This is a genomic window from Caballeronia sp. LZ032 (assembly GCF_031451315.1).
Taxonomy (GTDB): domain Bacteria; phylum Pseudomonadota; class Gammaproteobacteria; order Burkholderiales; family Burkholderiaceae; genus Caballeronia.
Genome location: NZ_JARUXP010000001.1, coordinates 2,736,140 through 2,754,104 on the forward strand (window position 1 = coordinate 2,736,140; position 17,965 = coordinate 2,754,104).

Annotated in this window: 14 protein-coding genes; 1 reads left to right on the forward strand and 13 read right to left on the reverse strand. The window is 64.8% G+C overall.

Annotated elements, in window-relative coordinates; genetic code table 11:
• Positions 1 to 8: 8 nt before the first annotated feature.
• Together argJ and secA are read right to left on the reverse strand one after the other, a co-directional pair.
• Positions 9 to 1,250: a bifunctional glutamate N-acetyltransferase/amino-acid acetyltransferase ArgJ gene (gene argJ / locus QCE69_RS12830; RefSeq protein WP_309931061.1), complete on the reverse strand. Its 1,242-nt coding sequence runs from the start codon at positions 1,248 to 1,250 to the stop codon at positions 9 to 11.
• A 156-nt stretch (positions 1,251 to 1,406) separates the two neighbouring features.
• Positions 1,407 to 4,226, reverse strand: a complete 2,820-nt coding sequence (secA, locus tag QCE69_RS12835; protein ID WP_309809975.1) for a preprotein translocase subunit SecA — start codon at positions 4,224 to 4,226, stop codon at positions 1,407 to 1,409.
• A gap of 297 nt (positions 4,227 to 4,523) precedes the next feature.
• On the opposite strand from secA, the gene QCE69_RS12840 reads away from it, so the two are divergent.
• On the forward strand, positions 4,524 to 5,015 hold the full coding sequence (locus tag QCE69_RS12840; RefSeq protein ID WP_309931063.1) for a DUF721 domain-containing protein: 492 nt from the start codon (positions 4,524 to 4,526) through the stop codon (positions 5,013 to 5,015).
• Between the two features lie 53 nt (positions 5,016 to 5,068).
• Here QCE69_RS12840 and lpxC read toward each other — a convergent pair whose 3' ends face one another.
• From lpxC to mraY, 11 genes are all read right to left on the reverse strand, one after another.
• Positions 5,069 to 5,986, reverse strand: coding sequence for a UDP-3-O-acyl-N-acetylglucosamine deacetylase (lpxC, locus tag QCE69_RS12845; RefSeq protein WP_309918576.1), 918 nt, complete (start codon positions 5,984 to 5,986; stop codon positions 5,069 to 5,071).
• A gap of 263 nt (positions 5,987 to 6,249) precedes the next feature.
• The gene (locus QCE69_RS12850; RefSeq protein WP_309918579.1) at positions 6,250 to 6,753 is read right to left on the reverse strand and encodes a peroxiredoxin; all 504 of its coding nucleotides are present in this window, start codon (positions 6,751 to 6,753) and stop codon (positions 6,250 to 6,252) included.
• Between the two features lie 290 nt (positions 6,754 to 7,043).
• Positions 7,044 to 8,252: a cell division protein FtsZ gene (gene ftsZ / locus QCE69_RS12855; RefSeq protein WP_309809990.1), complete on the reverse strand. Its 1,209-nt coding sequence runs from the start codon at positions 8,250 to 8,252 to the stop codon at positions 7,044 to 7,046.
• Positions 8,253 to 8,361: 109 nt separating this feature from the next.
• Positions 8,362 to 9,594, reverse strand: a complete 1,233-nt coding sequence (ftsA, locus tag QCE69_RS12860) for a cell division protein FtsA (protein ID WP_309809993.1) — start codon at positions 9,592 to 9,594, stop codon at positions 8,362 to 8,364.
• A gap of 26 nt (positions 9,595 to 9,620) precedes the next feature.
• Positions 9,621 to 10,373, reverse strand: coding sequence for a cell division protein FtsQ/DivIB (locus tag QCE69_RS12865; protein ID WP_309809994.1), 753 nt, complete (start codon positions 10,371 to 10,373; stop codon positions 9,621 to 9,623).
• A gap of 50 nt (positions 10,374 to 10,423) precedes the next feature.
• Positions 10,424 to 11,365 (reverse strand): D-alanine--D-alanine ligase, encoded by a 942-nt coding sequence (locus QCE69_RS12870; protein WP_309918582.1) that lies wholly within the window; start codon positions 11,363 to 11,365, stop codon positions 10,424 to 10,426.
• 25 nt (positions 11,366 to 11,390) lie between these two features.
• Entirely contained in the window at positions 11,391 to 12,800 is a 1,410-nt protein-coding gene (murC, locus tag QCE69_RS12875) for a UDP-N-acetylmuramate--L-alanine ligase (protein WP_309918585.1), read from the reverse strand.
• On the reverse strand, positions 12,801 to 13,919 hold the full coding sequence (murG, locus tag QCE69_RS12880) for an undecaprenyldiphospho-muramoylpentapeptide beta-N-acetylglucosaminyltransferase (RefSeq protein ID WP_309931065.1): 1,119 nt from the start codon (positions 13,917 to 13,919) through the stop codon (positions 12,801 to 12,803).
• Positions 13,916 to 15,211: a putative lipid II flippase FtsW gene (gene ftsW, locus QCE69_RS12885; protein WP_309918590.1), complete on the reverse strand. Its 1,296-nt coding sequence runs from the start codon at positions 15,209 to 15,211 to the stop codon at positions 13,916 to 13,918. Before ftsW ends, murG begins: the two co-directional genes overlap by 4 nt.
• Positions 15,208 to 16,719, reverse strand: a complete 1,512-nt coding sequence (murD, locus tag QCE69_RS12890; RefSeq protein WP_309918593.1) for a UDP-N-acetylmuramoyl-L-alanine--D-glutamate ligase — start codon at positions 16,717 to 16,719, stop codon at positions 15,208 to 15,210. Before murD ends, ftsW begins: the two co-directional genes overlap by 4 nt.
• A 71-nt stretch (positions 16,720 to 16,790) precedes the next feature.
• A complete protein-coding gene (gene mraY, locus QCE69_RS12895; RefSeq protein ID WP_309810012.1) occupies positions 16,791 to 17,960 on the reverse strand; it encodes a phospho-N-acetylmuramoyl-pentapeptide-transferase in 1,170 nt (389 codons plus the stop codon).
• Between the last annotated feature and the right edge of the window lie 5 nt (positions 17,961 to 17,965).

The window sequence follows — 17,965 nt, forward strand, 5'->3', positions numbered from 1 at the left end:
CCGCCCGATCAGGAGCGATAGTCGGCGTTGATGCTCACGTAATCGTGCGAGAGATCGCACGTCCAGATGGTGGCCTGCGCGTTGCCGCGACCAAGCAGCACGCGAATCGCGATTTCGCTCTTCTTCATCACGCGCTGGCCGTCTTCTTCCTTGTAATCCGGATTGCGCCCGCCCGCTTTCGCGACCAGCACGTCGTCGAGATAGAGATCGACCTTGCCGACATCGAGGTCCGTCACGCCGGCATAGCCGATCGCCGCGAGAATGCGGCCGAGGTTCGGATCCGATGCGTAGAACGCCGTCTTCACGAGCGGCGAATGACCGATCGCGTAGGCAATCTGACGGCATTCCGCTGCATCGCGGCCGCCTTCGACGGTCACGGTCATGAACTTGGTCGCGCCTTCGCCGTCGCGCACGATGAGTTGCGCCAGTTCCTGCGCCACTTCGGTCACGGCATCGCGCAGCGCGGCGTAGGCCGGGGAATCGGTGGACGTGATGGCGGGCAGGCTCGACTTGCCCGACGCGATCAGGATGAACGAATCGTTCGTCGAGGTATCGCCGTCGATCGTGATGCAGTTGAACGAGCGATCCGCCACGTGCTTCACCAGCGCGTCGAGCACCGGCTGCGCGACGTTGGCGTCGAAGGCGAGGAAGCCGAGCATCGTCGCCATGTTCGGCTTGATCATGCCCGCGCCCTTGCTGATGCCCGACAACGTGACCACGTGCCCGTCGATGGTGACCTGACGCGACGTGGCCTTCGGCAGCGTGTCGGTCGTCATGATGGCCTGTGCGGCGTCGAACCAGTGCGCCGGCTGCTGGTTCGCGAGCGCGGCAGGCAGGCCGGCCTTCAGGCGGTCGAGCGGCAGCGGCTCCAGAATCACGCCGGTCGAGAACGGCAGGATCTGTTGTGCGTCGAGGCCGGCGAGGCGCGCCAGTTCCGCGCAGGTTTCGCGCGCGATCACCATGCCCGGCTCGCCCGTGCCCGCGTTCGCATTGCCGGTATTCACGACGAGCGCGCGAATGCCCTTGCCGCCTTGACCCGCCGCCGCGAGATGCTCGCGGCACACGATGACCGGCGCGGCGCAGAAGCGGTTCGTGGTAAACACGCCGGCGACGCTCGCGCCTTCATCGACGCGGATGACGAGCACATCCTTGCGATTGGGCTTGCGGATATTCGCCTCGGCCCAGCCTAGCGTGACGCCGGCGACGGGATGAAGCGCTGCGGGATCGATCGAGGGAAAGTTGACGGCCATGTTCGCGTCTCGCTGAGGATGGCGCGTGCCGGCGGATGCACCGGCACGGGATGAAAGACTGACGCGGACCGGCTGAGCCGGACCGGCGCCGTGAAAAAGGGAATCTGCAAAAACAAACGACGCATCGCTGCGTCGCTTGTTCTGTGTCAGCAGCGATTAAGCCAGCTTGCCGTGACAGTTTTTGTACTTCTTCCCGCTGCCGCACGGGCAGGGATCGTTGCGGCCGACCTTCGGCACGTCGTCGACACCGCGCGTCACGACGCTGACGTCCTCGCTGCCCGCGCCCGCCATGGCCTGGCTGACCATCTGCGCGGCGGCGTTCGCGGCGCTGGCGGCCGGGGTGGGTTCGGCGGCGGGCGCGTTGAAGTCCGCGTGCTGGAACGACACGTTCTCCAGATGGCTGCCCTTCTCTTCGTACTGCTCGGCCGCTTCTTCCAGTTGTTCCGGCGACTGGATCTGCACGTTCATCACGACCCGCGTCACTTCCTGCTTCACGGAATCGAGCATCGCGGCGAAGAGTTCAAACGCCTCGCGCTTGTATTCCTGCTTCGGATTCTTCTGCGCATAGCCGCGCAGATGGATGCCCTGACGCAGGTGATCGAGCGCGGCCAGATGCTCGCGCCAGCGGCTGTCGAGCGTCTGCAGCATGATCGAACGCTCGAACGCGCTGAACGATTCGCGGCCCACCAGCGTCACCTTCGCTTCATACGCTTCGTCGGCGGCGGCGAGCACGGCTTCGGAGATTTCCTCGGCGTCGATCGAATTCGACTCGTTGATCATCTCCTGCACCGCGAGATCCAGCGACCACTCGTTGCGCAGCACCTCTTCCAGCTCGGGCGCTTCCCACTGCTCCTCGATGCTGCCCGCCGGCACGAACGTGCGCACCACGTCGCCGATCACGCTCTGGCGCATCGCCGCGATGGTTTCCTGCACGTCGTTGGCTTCGAGCAGTTCGTTGCGCTGCTGGTAGATCACCTTGCGCTGGTCGTTGGAGACGTCGTCGTATTCGAGCAGCTGCTTGCGGATGTCGAAGTTGCGCGCTTCGACCTTGCGCTGCGCGCCCTCGATGGAACGCGTGACCATGCCCGCTTCGATCGGCTCGCCTTCCGGCATCTTCAGACGATCCATGATGGCGCGCACGCGGTCGCCCGCGAAGATGCGCAGCAGCGGATCGTCCAGCGACAGATAGAAGCGCGACGAACCCGGATCGCCCTGACGGCCGGCACGGCCGCGCAGCTGGTTGTCGATACGGCGCGACTCGTGACGCTCGGTGCCGATGATGTGAAGGCCGCCCGCGGCCTTCACATTGTCGTGCAGCGTCTGCCATTCGTCGTGCAGCTTCTGGATGCGCGCGGCTTTCTCGTCTTCGGGAATTGAAAGATCCGCCTCGATGAACGACGCCTGCTTCTCGACGTTGCCGCCCAGCACGATGTCGGTGCCGCGGCCGGCCATGTTCGTCGCGATGGTGACGACGCCCGGACGCCCCGCTTCCGCGACGATGGCCGCTTCACGTGCGTGCTGCTTCGCGTTGAGGACTTCGTGACGCACGCCGGCCTTGCCGAGCAGGTCCGACAGCAGTTCGGACGCTTCGATCGACGTCGTGCCGACCAGCGTAGGCTGACCGCGCTCGACACAGTCCTGGATGTCGCGGATCACCGCGTCGTAGCGCTCTTTTGAGGTCTTGTAGATCTGATCCTGCTTGTCGACGCGCTTCGGCGGCCGGTTGGTCGGGATCACGACCGTTTCGAGACCGTAGATCTCGTTGAATTCGTAGGCTTCCGTGTCCGCCGTGCCGGTCATGCCGGACAGCTTCGCGTACATGCGGAAGTAGTTCTGCAGCGTGATGGAGGCGAGCGTCTGGTTCTCGGCCTGGATCTGCACGTGCTCTTTCGCTTCCACAGCCTGATGCAGGCCGTCCGACCAGCGGCGGCCGGTCATCATGCGGCCGGTGAATTCGTCGACGATCACGACTTCGCCGTTCTGCACCACGTAGTGCTGGTCGCGATGGAACAGCGTGTGCGCGCGCAGTGCGGCGTACACGTGGTGCATCAGCGTGATGTTCTGCGGCGCGTAGAGGCTTTCGCCCTCGCCGATCAGGCCCCACTCGGCCAGCAGGCGCTCGGCCTTCTCGTGGCCCGATTCGGTCAGGAACACCTGACGCGCCTTTTCGTCCAGCGTGTAGTCGCCCGGCTTCTCGACGCCGGTGCCGTCGGCCTTTTCCTCGCCGATCTGCTGTTCGAGCAGCGGCGGCAGCGCGTTCATGCGGACGTACAGGTCCGTATGGTCTTCCGCCTGGCCGGAGATGATGAGCGGCGTACGCGCTTCGTCGATCAGGATGGAGTCCACTTCGTCGACGATCGCGAAGTTGAGCGGACGCTGCACCCGCGCGTTCGGCTCGTAGACCATGTTGTCGCGCAGGTAGTCGAAGCCGAATTCGTTGTTGGTGCCGTACGTGATGTCCGCGGCGTAGGCTTCCTGCTTCTGCTCGTGCGCCATCTGCGAGAGATTCACGCCGCAGGACAGGCCGAGGAAGTTGTAGAGGCGCGCCATCCATTCGGCATCACGCTGCGCGAGGTAGTCGTTCACCGTGACGACGTGCACACCGCGGCCCGACAGCGCATTCAGATACGCCGCGAGCGTGGCGACGAGCGTCTTGCCTTCGCCGGTGCGCATTTCCGCGATCTTGCCGTAGTGCAGGACCATGCCGCCGATCAGCTGGACGTCGAAGTGACGCATCTTCAGCACGCGCCGGCTGGCTTCGCGGCACACCGCGAACGCCTCGGGCAAGATCACGTCCAGCGACTCTCCGCCCGCGACACGTTGACGGAATTCGTCGGTCTTGGCGCGCAGTTGATCGTCCGAATACTTCTCGACGGTCGGCTCGAGCGCATTGATCGCCGCAACGGTCTTTTGGTACTGCTTGACCAGCCGCTGATTGCGGCTGCCAAAAATCTTTTGAAGGAAACCGGTCGTCATCGGATCAGTGTCTGCGTCGCGGCTTCGGACGGGCGACAGCACCAAGCTGCGTCCGGGCTCGGAGAACCTCGGCGACTTAAGTCCATAGGGTGAAATTCGAATCGGGAATTTTAGCACGCGACTATGGCAGACCTTGCGTCGGCTTGCCTGAGCGCGCGTCGGCGCAATGCGACAGTCAACCCGCCGAAAGCTTGCCGCGCCTTGCGTTTTCCTGCGGCCTCGTCCAGCGCTGCCGTCTGCCTCACGTACAATCGAACGTGTCTTTGAACGGTCCTGTCAGGGTCCGCACCCATCAAAATGAGCCGCTTTTCTACAAATTCAAGGCAAGGCACCCGGAAGGTCGATCCGCGACGCCCGCAGGCTGTCGCCGACGTGCTCGGCCGCACCGATGCGTTCCAGGCGTTGCGCGCGGGCGTCGAGCAGGTTGCCGCTCTGCAGCGCGATCTGGGCGCGCTGCTGCCGGATTATCTTGCTTCGAACGTGGAGCCGGGCTTCATCAAGGACGGCGTGCTGGCGCTGTTCGCCGCGCACAATGCGCTCGCCGCGCGCCTGCGGCATCTCGAACCCCGTCTGCTCTCGGACCTCCAGGCGCGCGGCTGGGCCGTGAATGCGTTGCGCATCCGCGTGCGTCCGCAGCCGATGAAAGAGCCCGCGCAGCCGAAGCAGGCGCGCATGTCGCAAGCGGGCGCGTCTGCGCTGCAGGACCTGGCCGAGGCGCTCGAACCGTCGCCACTTCAGGAAGCGCTGGCGCGAATGGCGTCACGTCATCGCCTCACGCAAAAAAAATGAGCGGCGCTTGCGCGTCGCTCATCTCATGTTGCCGCCGGCTGCTGCCGCTTTGATCAGGCAAATGCCGTTTGCGTGTCGAAGCCGAAACCGCGCGGCGCCTGCTTGCTGTCCTCGAACGTGACGATCTCGTAGGCATCCTCGTGCGCGAGCAACTCGCGCAGCAGCATGTTGTTCATCGCGTGGCCGCCCTTATACGCGTTGTACGAAGCCAGCAGCGGATGTCCCACCACGTAGAGGTCGCCGATCGCGTCGAGCATCTTGTGCTTGACGAACTCGTCGTCGTAACGCAAGCCGTCGTTGTTCAGGATGCGGTATTCGTCCAGCACGATCGCGTTGTCCATGCTGCCGCCGCGCGCCAGACCCAGCTCGCGCATCATCTCGACTTCATGCGCAAAGCCGAACGTGCGGGCCCGGGCGATCTCGCGGACATACGACGTGGTCGCGAAATCCACTTCCAGCGCCTGACCGGTCTTGTCGACGGCCGGATGACGGAAGTCGATGGTGAAGCTCAGCTTGAAGCCGAAGTACGGCTCGAGACGGGCGAACTTGTCACCGTCGCGGACCTCGACGGGCTTCGTCACCTTGATGAATTTCTTCGGCGAATTCTGCTCTTCGATACCCGCCGACTGGATCAGGAACACGAAGGAAGCCGCGCTGCCGTCCATGATCGGGATTTCCTCGGCGGTGACATCGACGTACAGATTGTCGATGCCGAGGCCCGCGCACGCCGACATCAAGTGCTCGATTGTGGACACGCGCGCCCCGTCCTTCTGCAACACGGACGCGAGCCGGGTATCGCCGATCGACATCGCGGACGCGGGGATATCGACTGCCTGGGGCAAATCGATGCGCGAAAACACGATGCCCGTGTCAGCCGGCGCGGGCTTCAGGGTCAGCTCGACCTTGCGGCCGGAATGGAGCCCGATTCCCACGGTCTTGACGACGGTCTTGATTGTTCGCTGCTTCAACATGATGTTCTTTTCCGATTTACATTCCCTATAAAGAGAATCAATCACTCACTTTATTCCAATAGGCCGAATTATACTCTATTCGCCAGGCGCCGTCGTGCTTCGGGACGTATCAACTGTTTCCCTGTGTTACTCGCGCGCGGCATTTTTGAAAGTAGAACGGGCCGATGCCCGGAATGGAGGCATTTCCGGTCATCGGCCCCAAGTTGCGGCGGATTACGAGGGCGCCATCAGCGTTGCGCTACGGCAACGCGGCGCCGCTGGAATCAGCGCAACGTCGCGAGGATGCTTCGAGCGTCGCTGACTTCGAACTTGCCGGGCGCTTCGACGTGCAGCGTCTTGACCACGCCGTCGTCGACCACCATCGCGTAACGCTGGGAACGGATTCCCATGCCACGCTCGGTCAAATCCTGATCCAGTCCGAGTGCCTGGGCGAAACGCGCACTGCCGTCCGCGATCATCTTCACCTTGCCCGCGGTTTGAAGATCGCGTCCCCACGCGCTCATGACGAACGCGTCGTTGACGGAAACGCACCAGACTTCGTCGATGCCGGCAGCGGACAACTCCGCCGCCGCCTCGACATAGCCGGGCACGTGCCTGGCGGAGCACGTCGGCGTGAACGCGCCCGGCAATCCGAAGATCACCACGCGTTTGCCTGCGCACCGCTCGCGCGCCTGGAACCCGTTCGGTCCCACGGCGCAGCCTTCCGTCGCCTCCTCGATGAACTCGAAGAGACGCACATCCGGCAGCGTGTCACCCACTTTGATCATGCTCGGTCCTTCCCTTGTCAGTGCTCGTGAACCTGCTTGCGATCGCATCGTCCCGCGAATCCTGCCCGACGGCGTGACGGTCATGCGGCTTCCATCCGGATTCCCCAGCCTCGGGGAGCGAAAGCGTGGGGGTCGGCTGGCCACGGCCCGGCGTCCGTCTGTGAATCAGGACGCGGCCTTGGACAGTCGCCCCACGTGATGCCTGCATGAACCGCGCAAGACGTCCGGCGCGGCAACGCGGTGAGCTGCTTCGTCAGACTTCGTTCAGCAGCAAATCACGTGCGCGACGCTCAGTCGGCCTGCTTGCGCAGGAACGCCGGAATGTCATACGTATCGACACCCTTTTCCTGCAAAGCCTGCACATGCGATGCCGCCGTCTCGCGCGTCGAACGCCACACCGCCGGGGTGTCGAGCTGACCATAATCCGTGGTCGACTGGCCGTGCTGCGAACCGTACGAATTGTGCGCCGTTTGCGGACCGTGTGCGATCGGCTGGTTGTCGGTGCCGGTACGGAGCAGGGTCATCGGCGCTTGCTGCTGCTTCTTCGCCGCGCGGCCCAGACCCGTCGCCACCACCGTCACGCGCAGGGCGTCGCCCATTGCGTCGTCATACACTGCACCGAAGATCACGGTGGCATCGTCAGCCGCGTAGGACTTGATGGTGTTCATCACTTCACGCGTTTCCGACAGACGCAGCGAACGGCTCGACGTGATATTCACCAGCACGCCGCGCGCACCCGACAGATCCACACCCTCCAGCAGCGGGCTGGCAACAGCCTGCTCGGCAGCCAGACGCGCGCGATCGACGCCGGCAACCGTCGCCGTGCCCATCATCGCCTTGCCCTGCTCGCCCATCACGGTCTTCACGTCTTCGAAGTCGACGTTGACCAGTCCATCGACATTGATTATTTCAGCGATACCCGCGACAGCGTTGTTCAGCACGTCGTCCGCGCACTGGAAGCACTTGTCCATCTCGGCGTCATCGCCCATCACCTCGAACAGCTTGTCGTTCAGCACGACGATCAGCGAGTCGACGTGATCCTCCAGTTGCTGCGAACCAGCTTCTGCAACACGCATGCGGCGGCCGCCTTCGAACTCGAACGGCTTGCTCACCACACCGACCGTCAGAATGCCCATTTCCTTGGCGATCTGCGCGACCACCGGCGCCGCGCCCGTGCCCGTGCCGCCGCCCATGCCTGCCGTGATGAACACCATGTGCGCGCCGCGCAGTGCATCGGCGACACGCTCGCGTGCATCTTCCGCCGCTTCCTTGCCCTTCTCAGGCTTGGCGCCTGCGCCGAGACCGGTCATGCCCAGTTGCAGCACCGTCGGCGCGCGCGAACGGGCCAGCGCCTGCGCGTCGGTGTTCATCACGATGAAGTCGACGCCCTGCACACCGCGGTTGATCATGTGCTGAACTGCATTACCGCCCGCACCACCAACACCCACGACCTTGATGATCGTGCCGTTGGTTTCCGTTTCCAGCATTTCGAAATCCATGTTGCCTCCGTCAAGAATGAAGATCGGCGTTATTCGATGAGAGATCGGGCAACCTCACATCGCGCGCCAGCCGCCGGTACCAGCGCGTAATTCGTTTGCTGCGTATTCGTCAGAAATTCCCGAGGAACCAGTCCTTCATCCTCGTAAAAACTTGTCCCATCGATCCGTTCTGCACCGCGACCTTGCGGCCGCGCATGCGTTGCGAGCGTCCTTCGGCGAGCAGGCCCATCGCGGTGGAGTAGCGCGGATTGCGCACCACGTCCGCGAGACCGCCCGCGTATTCCGGCACGCCGATGCGCACCGGCTTCAGGAAGATGTCTTCGCCGAGTTCGACCATGCCGGGCATCATCGCGGCGCCGCCGGTCAGCACGACGCCGCTCGACAGCAGCTCTTCGTAGCCCGACTCGCGCACCACCTGCTGCACCAGCGAGAACAGCTCCTCGACGCGCGGCTCGACCACCGCCGCCAGCGCCTGGCGCGACAGCGTGCGCGGGCCGCGTTCGCCGAGTCCCGGCACTTCGATCATTTCGTCCGGATCGGCGAGCGCCTGCTTCGCGATGCCGTAGCTCACCTTGATGTCTTCCGCGTCGGGCGTCGGCGTGCGCAGCGCCATGGCGACGTCGCTCGTGATCTGGTCGCCGGCGATGGGGATCACGGCTGTGTGGCGGATCGCGCCTTCGCTGAAGATGGCGATGTCAGTCGTGCCGCCGCCGATATCGACGAGCACCACGCCCAGTTCCTTCTCGTCCTCGGTCAGCACCGCCAGCGACGACGCCAGCGGCTGCAGCACGAGGTCGTTCACTTCGAGGCCGCAGCGGCGCACGCACTTGACGATGTTCTGCGCCGCGCTCACCGCGCCCGTGACGATGTGCACCTTCACTTCCAGCCGGATGCCGCTCATGCCGATCGGCTCGCGCACGTCTTCCTGGCCGTCGATGATGAATTCCTGCGTCAGGATGTGCAGCACCTGCTGGTCGGTCGGGATGTTGATCGCCTTGGCCGTTTCGATCACGCGCGCGACGTCCGCCTGCGTGACTTCCTTGTCCTTGATCGCCACCATGCCGCTCGAATTGAAGCTGCGGATATGGCTGCCCGCGATGCCGGTGAAGACGTTCGTGATCTTGCAGTCGGCCATCAGCTCGGCTTCCTCCAGCGCGCGCTGGATGGACTGCACCGTGGCCTCGATATTGACCACGACGCCCTTCTTCAACCCCTTCGAGTCGGCCTGACCGAGTCCGATCACCTCATAGTGGCCTTCGCCCTTCAGTTCGGCGACGATCGCGACCACCTTCGACGTTCCGATGTCGAGGGAAACCAGCAGGTCTTTGTAGTCTTTGCTCATAGCGTGCTCATGCCCGTGATGTCTGCTTACTTCTTGGCCTTGTCGGTGTCATTGATGAAGCGCATGTTCGCTGCTCGTATCGCGAAGCCGTTCGGGTAACGCAAATCCGCATATTCGATCTCCTTGCCCCAGCGCCCCGTGACCGCCGGCCACGACGCGACGAAGCGCTTGCTGCGCTCGAGCAGCGTGTCCTGATTGCGCTCACGCCCGAGTTCGACCTGCATGCCGTTCGAGAGCTTCACCGTCCACGCGAAACGCGGCGACAGCGTCACTTCGTCCGGCTTCGCATCCAGCGGCGCGAACCACTTCTCGAAGTCGTGATAGCGCGCGACCACTTCCTTCGCGGTGCCTTCCGGTCCGTCGAACGCGGGCAGGTCGTCGTCCAGCTCGCCCTGGTTCGCGGTGAACAACTCGCCGTCCGTGCTCACCAGCTGATCCGTGCCCCACGTGCCGAGCGGCTTGTATTCCTCGAGCGTCACTGCAAGCGCGTTCGGCCAGACCCGGCGCACGCTCGCATGCCGCACCCACGGAACCTGTTCGAACGCGGTCCGCGCCGAATCCAGGTCCACCGTGAAGAAATTGCCCTTCACGCGCCCGACCACGCTCGCACGGATCACCGGCGAACTGATGTGGGTCGTGTCGCCGTCGATCTGGATTTCGCGCAGCCGGAACTCGGGACGCTGGATCGCCCAGTAACCCGCGGCGCCCAGCAGCAGCAGCACGAGTACGACGTGCAGCGCATTGGCGGCGAGGTTGAGTTGGCGAACGTTGTTCCACATAGTTTCGCTGCTACAGGTCCGGTGAGTGATCGCTTTATTGCTTTGCTGCTTTATTGCTTCAAGGTCAGGGACAGCACCTGCACGACGAGATCGCTGTAGCTGATGCCGACCGCACGCGCGGCTTTCGGCGGCAGCGAGTGATCCGTCATGCCGGGCGCCGTGTTCACTTCCAGGAAATACGGATTGCCGTCGGCGTCGAGCATGAAGTCGGCGCGGCCCCAGTCGGTGCAGCCGAGGATGTCGAACGCGCGCTTCGTCAACTGCTTCATGCGCGTTTCCTCGGCTTCCGTCAGGCCGCACGGAATCAGGTACTGCGTGTCGTCGGCGACGTACTTCGCGTGATAGTCGTAGAACTCGCCGGCCGGCACGATCTTGATGACCGGCAAATCCAGGTCGCCCGCGATGCAGCAGGTGTATTCGCCGCCGCCCTCGATGCTCTGCTCGACGATCACGATCTTGTCGAAACGCGCGGCTTCCGCCAGCGCCGCGCCGAGCGTTTCGGCGCTCTTCACCTTGATGACCGCGACGCTCGACCCTTCGCTCGCCGGCTTCACGAAGAGCGGCAAGCCGAGCTTCGCGATGATGTCCTGCGCGCGCGCTTCATAGTCTTCGTCGCGGAAGACGGTTTCGAACGGCGGCGTCGGGATGCCGGTCTGCTGCCACACGAGCTTGGTGCGCAGCTTGTCCATGCCGAGCGCGGAACCCAGCACGCCGCTGCCCGTATAACGGATGCCGTAGAAATCCAGCGCGCCCTGCAACTGTCCGTTCTCGCCGTAACCGCCGTGCAGCGCGATGAAAGCGCGCTCGAAGCCTTCGCTCTTCAGTTCCGCCAGCGGACGCTCGGCCGGGTCGAACGGATGCGCATCCACGCCGGCGGCGCGCAGACCTTCGAGCACGAGCCGCCCGGAGTTGAGCGACACCTCGCGCTCGGCGGAATGACCGCCCAGCAGCACCGCGACTTTGCCGAAGAGTTTCGGATCGATTCGATTCACTTGATTGCTCGTTACGTCTGTCATGTCAGTTCTGACCGCTCGTCGTGCTTGTGGCATTGGCGAGCTTGCCGCACACCCCGCCGATGGAACCCGCGCCCATCGTGATCACCACATCGCCGTTGCGCGCGAGCGTCGTGATCGCATCCGGCATCTCGTCCACCGTGTCGACGAACACCGGCTCGACCTTGCCCGCCACCCGAATGGCCCGCGCGAGCGCCCGGCCGTCGGCGGCGACGATCGGCGCTTCGCCCGCGGAGTACACCTCGGTGAGCACGAGGGCATCGACCGTCGACAGCACCTTCACGAAGTCTTCGAAGCAGTCGCGCGTGCGCGTGAAGCGATGCGGCTGGAACGCCAGCACCAGACGGCGCCCCGGAAACGCGCCGCGCGCCGCCGCGATGGTCGCGGCCATTTCCACCGGGTGATGACCGTAGTCGTCGATCAGCGTGTACGCGCCTTCGCCTGCGTTCGCGTTCACTTCGCCGTAGCGCTGGAAGCGCCGGCCCACGCCGTTGAATTCGGCGAGCGCACGCTGGATATCGGCATCCGGCACTTCGAGTTCAGTCGCAATCGCAATGGCCGCGAGCGCGTTCTGCACGTTGTGCGTACCCGGCAGGTTCAGCACGATGTCGAGCGACGGCGCGTCGGTGCGCAGCGTCGTGAAATGCATGCGGCCATTGCGCGCCTCGACGTTCACCGCGCGCACTTCGGCTTCCGCGCCGAGGCCATAGCGGATGATCGGCTTCGATACGAACGGCAGGATCTCGCGCACGTTCGGATCGTCGACGCACAGCACCGCGATGCCGTAGAACGGCAGACGGTGCGTGAACTCGATGAACGCCTGCTTGAGCCGCGCGAAGTCGTGGCCGTAGGTGTCCATGTGATCGGCGTCGATGTTCGTGATGACTTCGATCACCGGGAACAGATTCAGGAACGACGCATCCGACTCGTCCGCTTCGGCCACGATGAAGTCGCCGGTGCCGAGCCGCGCGTTCGCGCCCGCGCTGTTGAGACGCCCGCCGATCACGAAGGTCGGATCGAGCCCGCCCGCCGCCAGCACGCTCGCGACGAGCGAGGTGGTCGTGGTCTTGCCGTGCGTGCCGGCAATCGCGATGCCCTGCTTCAGGCGCATCAGCTCCGCGAGCATCACGGCGCGCGGCACGATGGGCACGCGGCGATGGCGCGCGGCCAGCACTTCGGGATTGTCGGAACGCACGGCCGTCGACACGACGACCGCGTTCGCGCCTTCGATGTTGTGCTCGTGATGGCCGATCTCGACACGCGCGCCGAGTGCGCGCAGGCGTTCGGTCACCGGGCCGTTCGAGAGATCCGAGCCGCTGACGTGGTAGCCGAGATTGAGCAGCACTTCGGCGATGCCGCTCATGCCCGCGCCGCCGATCCCGACGAAGTGAATATGCTTGACGATATGTTTCATTCAGTGTGCCTCCCGAGCATGCGCGTCGAAACGCGCGCCCGCCACGTCGGCGCAAATACTCGCGACCTTCTCGGTCGCGTCCGGCTTCGCCAGCTCGCGTGAACGCACGGCCATTCCGGCCAGCGTGTCGCGGGTCTGTACGCGCAACCAGTCGGCGAGCTTTTGCGCCGACAAATCATGTTGTTGTATCAGCTCGGCCGCGCCGTTCTTCGCGAGGAACGCGCCGTTGGTCGTCTGGTGATCGTCGACGGCGAACGGGAACGGCACGAACAACGCAGCCACGCCCACGGCCGCAATTTCGGAAACGGTCATGGCGCCCGAGCGGCAGATCACGAGATCCGCCGCCGCATAGGCGCTGGCCATGTCTTCGATGAACGGCACGAGTTGCAGGTCTTCGTCCTGCACGAGGCCCACCGCCGCGTAATGTGCTTCGAGCGCCGCAATATGCTTCGCGCCCGCCTGATGCACGATGCGCGGACGCTGGTCCGATGCGAGCAGCGCGAGCGCCTTCGGCACGGTTTCGTTCAGCGCCGCAGCACCAAGACTGCCGCCGACGACGAGCACATTCAGGCGTCCGGAACGCGCGGCGTAGCGTTCTTTGGGTGGCAAAGCGCTGGTTAGTTCCGCACGGATCGGATTACCCGTCCATTCCGCATTCGGCAGAGCATTGGGGAACGCCACCAGCACGCGCTTCGCGAGATGCGCGAGCAGCTTGTTCGCGAGTCCGGCGATCGAATTCTGTTCGTGCAGCACGAGCGGGCAGCCCGCGAGCTTCGTCATGATGCCCGCCGGAAACGTGATGTAGCCGCCCATGCCGAGCACCACATCCGGCTTCACGCGGCGCAGCGCAGCGAGACTCTGCGTGCAGGCGCGCAGCAGGTTCACCGGCAGCATCAGCTTGGTCTTGAGACCCTTGCCGCGCACGCCGCCGAAGCGCACGTATTCCATCGGAATGCCGTGCTTCGGCACGAGCGTCGCCTCCATGCCGGACGCGTTGCCGAGCCATACCACGCGCCAGCCGCGCGACTGCATCCAGTGCGCGACCGCGAGCCCCGGGAACACATGGCCCCCGGTGCCGCCCGCCATCACCATCAAGGTGCGGTCGCGTCGCGCGCTCATACTTTTCCTCCGCGCATCAGCACCCGGTTTTCATAGTCGACGCGCAGCAGCACCGCCAGCGCGACGCAGTTCAGCAGAATGCCCGAGCCGCCGTAGCTGACGAGCGGCAGCGTGAGACCCTTGGTCGGCAGGAGGCCGAGGTTCACCCCCATGTTGATGAAGGTCTGCGCGCCAAACCAGATGCCCACGCCCTTGGCCATCAGGCCGGCGAAGGTGCGGTCGAGCGCGAGCGCCTGGCGACCGATCTCGAACGCACGGCGCACGATCCAGTAGAACAGCAGGATCACGCAGATCACGCCGACGAAACCAAGCTCCTCGCCGATCACAGCCAGGATGAAGTCGGTATGCGCTTCCGGCAGGTAGTTGAGCTTCTCGACACTGCCGCCGAGTCCGACGCCGAACCACTCGCCGCGTCCGAACGCGATCAGCGAGTGCGTCAGCTGATAAGCCTTGCCTTGCGCGTAACGGTCGTCCCACGGATCGAGGTAGGCGAAGATCCGTTCGCGACGCCACGGCGACGCCCACACCAGCAGCGCGAAGGTGCCGACGGCCGTTGCCACCAGGCCGCCGAACAGCTTGCCGTTCACGCCGCCGAGGAACAGCACGCCCATCGCGATGGCCGCGATCACCATGAACGCGCCCATGTCCGGTTCGAGCAGCAGCAGCGCGCCGACGAAACCGACCGCGACGGCCATCGGCAGGAAGCCCTTGCCGAAGCTGTGCATGAACTCCTGCTTGCGCACGGTGTAGTTCGCGGCGTAGATGGTCACCGCGAGCTTCATGATTTCCGACGGCTGCATGTTCGTGATGCCGAGCGGAATCCAGCGGCGCGCGCCGTTCACGCCCTTGCCGATGTGCGGGATCAGCACGATGATCAGCAGCACCAGCGAGATGAGGAAGAACTTCGGCGCGTACTTTTCCCAGACCTTGATCGGAATCTTGAAGGCGATCACCGCGCCGACGAGCGCTGTCGCAATCGAGATCAGGTGGCGCACGAGGAAGTGCCAGTCGCGGTAGCTCGAATACTTCGGCGAATCCGGCATCGCGATGGACGCCGAATACACCATCACCACGCCCAGGCCGAGCAGCGCGATCGTCACCCACAACAGCGAATAGTCATAGTCGAGCATGCGCGAGCGCGCGGGACGCACGCCGTTCACCGCGCTCGAAATGCCGCCCGCGCTTTCGCGGCGCGAACGCATGCCGGAGTCCGTGCGGCCCGCGAGCGAGTCGTGCGAGACCACGTTGCGCTGGCCCGTCAGTTTCGATCCGAAGCGTTCCGTCCAGCTCATAGCATCACTCCCCGCGCGGCGGCGATTTCTTCGACCGCGCCGCGAAACACGTCGGCGCGATGTGCGTAGTTCTTGAACATGTCGAGGCTCGCGCACGCGGGCGAGAGCAGCACGGCGTCGCCGGCTTCCGCGATGCGCGCGGCGGCGTTCGTCGCCGCTTCGAGCGTGGCGTGGTCTTCCAGCGCGACGCCGGTGGCGGCGAGCGTCTCGCGCAGGCGCGGCGCGTCGCGGCCGATCAGCATCACCGCGCGCGCCCAGCGGCCGACCGGCGCTTCGAGCGGCGAGAAGTCCTGGCCCTTGCCGTCGCCGCCGGCGATCAGCACGACGCGTTGCGCGAGGCCGTCGAGCGCCGCGACCGTGGCGCCGACATTGGTGCCCTTGCTGTCGTCGACGTAATCGACGCCGTCGATCTGCGCGATCACTTCCACGCGATGCGGCTCGCCACGATATTCACGCAGCCCGTGCAGCAGCGCCGCGAGCGGCAGGTCGATCGCGCGCGCGAGCGCCAGCGCGGCCAGCGCGTTCGCCGCGTTGTGCAGGCCGCGGATGCGCAGCGCGTCGGCGGGCATCAGACGCTTCGACACGAGGTTCGGCTCGGCGGCTTCCTGCTTGCGGCGACGCGACGGCGCGGGCTCGCCCGAGGCGTCCTGATCGATGCCTGCCACCAGCCACAGCATGCCGTTGTCACGCAGCAGCCCGTAGTCGCCGACGAACGACGGCTCGTTCAGGCCGAAGCTCACCACGCGGTCCTGCGCGATGTTCTTCGCGAGCGCCATGGTGCGCGAGTCGTCGCGGTTCAGCACGCGCACCGTGCGCGGCCCGAAGATGCGGCCCTTCGCGGCGGCGTAGGCATCGAGGCCGCCGTGCCAGTCGAGGTGATCCTGCGTGATGTTGAGCACCGCGGCGGCGTCCGGCGCGAATGTGTGCGCGGTTTCCAGCTGGAAGCTCGACAGTTCGAGCACCCACACGTCAGGCAGCGCGGTCTGGTCGATGGCTTCGGTCAGCTTGTCGAGCATGGCCGGGCTGATGTTGCCCGCCACCGCCACCGTCTTGCCCGCGCGCTCGCACAAGAGGCCGGTGAGCGCGGTGGTCGTGGTCTTGCCGTTGGTGCCGGTGATCGCCAGCACCTTCGGCGCATAGCCATTCGCGCCGAGCCCGGCAAGCGCCTGCGCGAACAGTTCGAGTTCGCCCCACACCGGAATGCCGCGCTCGTTGGCAGCGGCGATCAGCGGCGCGAGGTCTTCCGCGAGCGGCGACAGCCCCGGGCTGATCGCGACCAGCTCGATGCCGCCGTCCAGCAATTCGGGCGTGAAGGCGCCGCCGACGAAGTCCGCATCGATCTTGTGGACGGCCAATTCGGAGAGATTGGGCGGCGTCTCGCGCGTGTCGGCGATACGCAGGCGGCAGCCGTGCCTGGCGCACCAGCGCGCCATCGCCAGACCGGATTCACCCAGTCCCAGCACGAGCACCATCGGACTTTGCCGACCCACGAACTTCTCGCCAAACATCGCTTTACCTTTCCCGGAGAACTACAAAAAGACCTGAACAGCTTTGGGTGCTGCAAACGCTCAGCAAACGCTCAACGCAGCTTCAGCGTCGAGAGGCCAAACAGGCACAACATCAACGTGATGATCCAGAAGCGCACCACCACCTGCGTTTCGGTCCAGCCGGACAGCTCGTAGTGGTGATGCAGCGGCGCCATCTTGAAGAAACGGCGGCCTTCGCCGTAACGGCGCTTCGTGAACTTGAACCAGAACACCTGCAGCATCACCGACAGCGTTTCCGCCACGAAGATGCCGCCCATGATGAACAGCACGATCTCCTGACGCACGATCACCGCCACCGTGCCGAGCGCGCCGCCGAGCGCGAGCGCGCCGACATCGCCCATGAAGACCTGCGCGGGGTGCGTGTTGTACCAGAGGAAGGCGAGGCCCGCGCCGCCCATCGCCGAGCAGAAGATCAGCAGTTCGCCCGCGCCGGGAATGTGCGGGAACAGCAGATACTTCGAGTACACCGAGCTGCCCATCACGTATGCGAACGCGCCCAGCGACGCACCCACGAGCACGACGGGCATGATGACGAGGCCGTCGAGGCCGTCGGTGAGATTCACGGCATTGCTCGAACCGACGATCACGAAATACGTCAGCGCGATGAAGCCCCACACGCCGAGCGGATAGCTGATGGCCTTCACGAACGGCAGCATCAGGTCGGCGCGCGCGGGCAGGCCCATGGAAAGACCGCTGCGCACCCACGCCATGAAGAGATCGAATACGCGCGTGTTGCTCGCTTCGGACACGCTGAACGCGAGATACACGGCGGCGAACAGGCCGATCACCGATTGCCAGAAATACTTCTCGCGCGACGACATGCCGCGCGGGTCCTTGTGCACGACCTTGCGGTAGTCATCCACCCAGCCGATCACGCCATAGCCGAAGGTGACGAGCATCACGATCCACACGAAGCGGTTCGTGAGGTCGGCCCACAGCAGCGTGGACACCGCGATGCCGATGAGGATCAGCACGCCGCCCATGGTCGGCGTGCCGGACTTGACGAGGTGCGACTGCGGACCGTCCTTGCGCACGGCCTGGCCGACCTTCAGCGCGGTCAGCTTGCGGATCACCCAGGGGCCGCAGACGAGGCCGATCAACATGGCCGTCGCCGTGGCGCCCACGGCGCGAAACGTGAGGTAGTTGAACACGCGCATGAAGCTGGCGTCATTCTGGAGCCATTGCGCGAGTGCGAGTAGCATGCTGG

What these genes read in the sequence shown, in the direction of transcription:
- argJ (WP_309931061.1), bottom strand. Translation starts at nt 1,250, where the DNA reads ATGGCCGTCAACTTTCCCTCGATCGATCCCGCAGCGCTTCATCCCGTC.
- secA (WP_309809975.1), bottom strand. Translation starts at nt 4,226, where the DNA reads ATGACGACCGGTTTCCTTCAAAAGATTTTTGGCAGCCGCAATCAGCGG.
- QCE69_RS12840 (WP_309931063.1), top strand. Translation starts at nt 4,524, where the DNA reads ATGAGCCGCTTTTCTACAAATTCAAGGCAAGGCACCCGGAAGGTCGAT.
- lpxC (WP_309918576.1), bottom strand. Translation starts at nt 5,986, where the DNA reads ATGTTGAAGCAGCGAACAATCAAGACCGTCGTCAAGACCGTGGGAATC.
- QCE69_RS12850 (WP_309918579.1), bottom strand. Translation starts at nt 6,753, where the DNA reads ATGATCAAAGTGGGTGACACGCTGCCGGATGTGCGTCTCTTCGAGTTC.
- ftsZ (WP_309809990.1), bottom strand. Translation starts at nt 8,252, where the DNA reads ATGGATTTCGAAATGCTGGAAACGGAAACCAACGGCACGATCATCAAG.
- ftsA (WP_309809993.1), bottom strand. Translation starts at nt 9,594, where the DNA reads ATGAGCAAAGACTACAAAGACCTGCTGGTTTCCCTCGACATCGGAACG.
- QCE69_RS12865 (WP_309809994.1), bottom strand. Translation starts at nt 10,373, where the DNA reads ATGTGGAACAACGTTCGCCAACTCAACCTCGCCGCCAATGCGCTGCAC.
- murC (WP_309918585.1), bottom strand. Translation starts at nt 12,800, where the DNA reads ATGAAACATATCGTCAAGCATATTCACTTCGTCGGGATCGGCGGCGCG.
- murG (WP_309931065.1), bottom strand. Translation starts at nt 13,919, where the DNA reads ATGAGCGCGCGACGCGACCGCACCTTGATGGTGATGGCGGGCGGCACC.
- ftsW (WP_309918590.1), bottom strand. Translation starts at nt 15,211, where the DNA reads ATGAGCTGGACGGAACGCTTCGGATCGAAACTGACGGGCCAGCGCAAC.
- murD (WP_309918593.1), bottom strand. Translation starts at nt 16,719, where the DNA reads ATGTTTGGCGAGAAGTTCGTGGGTCGGCAAAGTCCGATGGTGCTCGTG.
- mraY (WP_309810012.1), bottom strand. Translation starts at nt 17,960, where the DNA reads ATGCTACTCGCACTCGCGCAATGGCTCCAGAATGACGCCAGCTTCATG.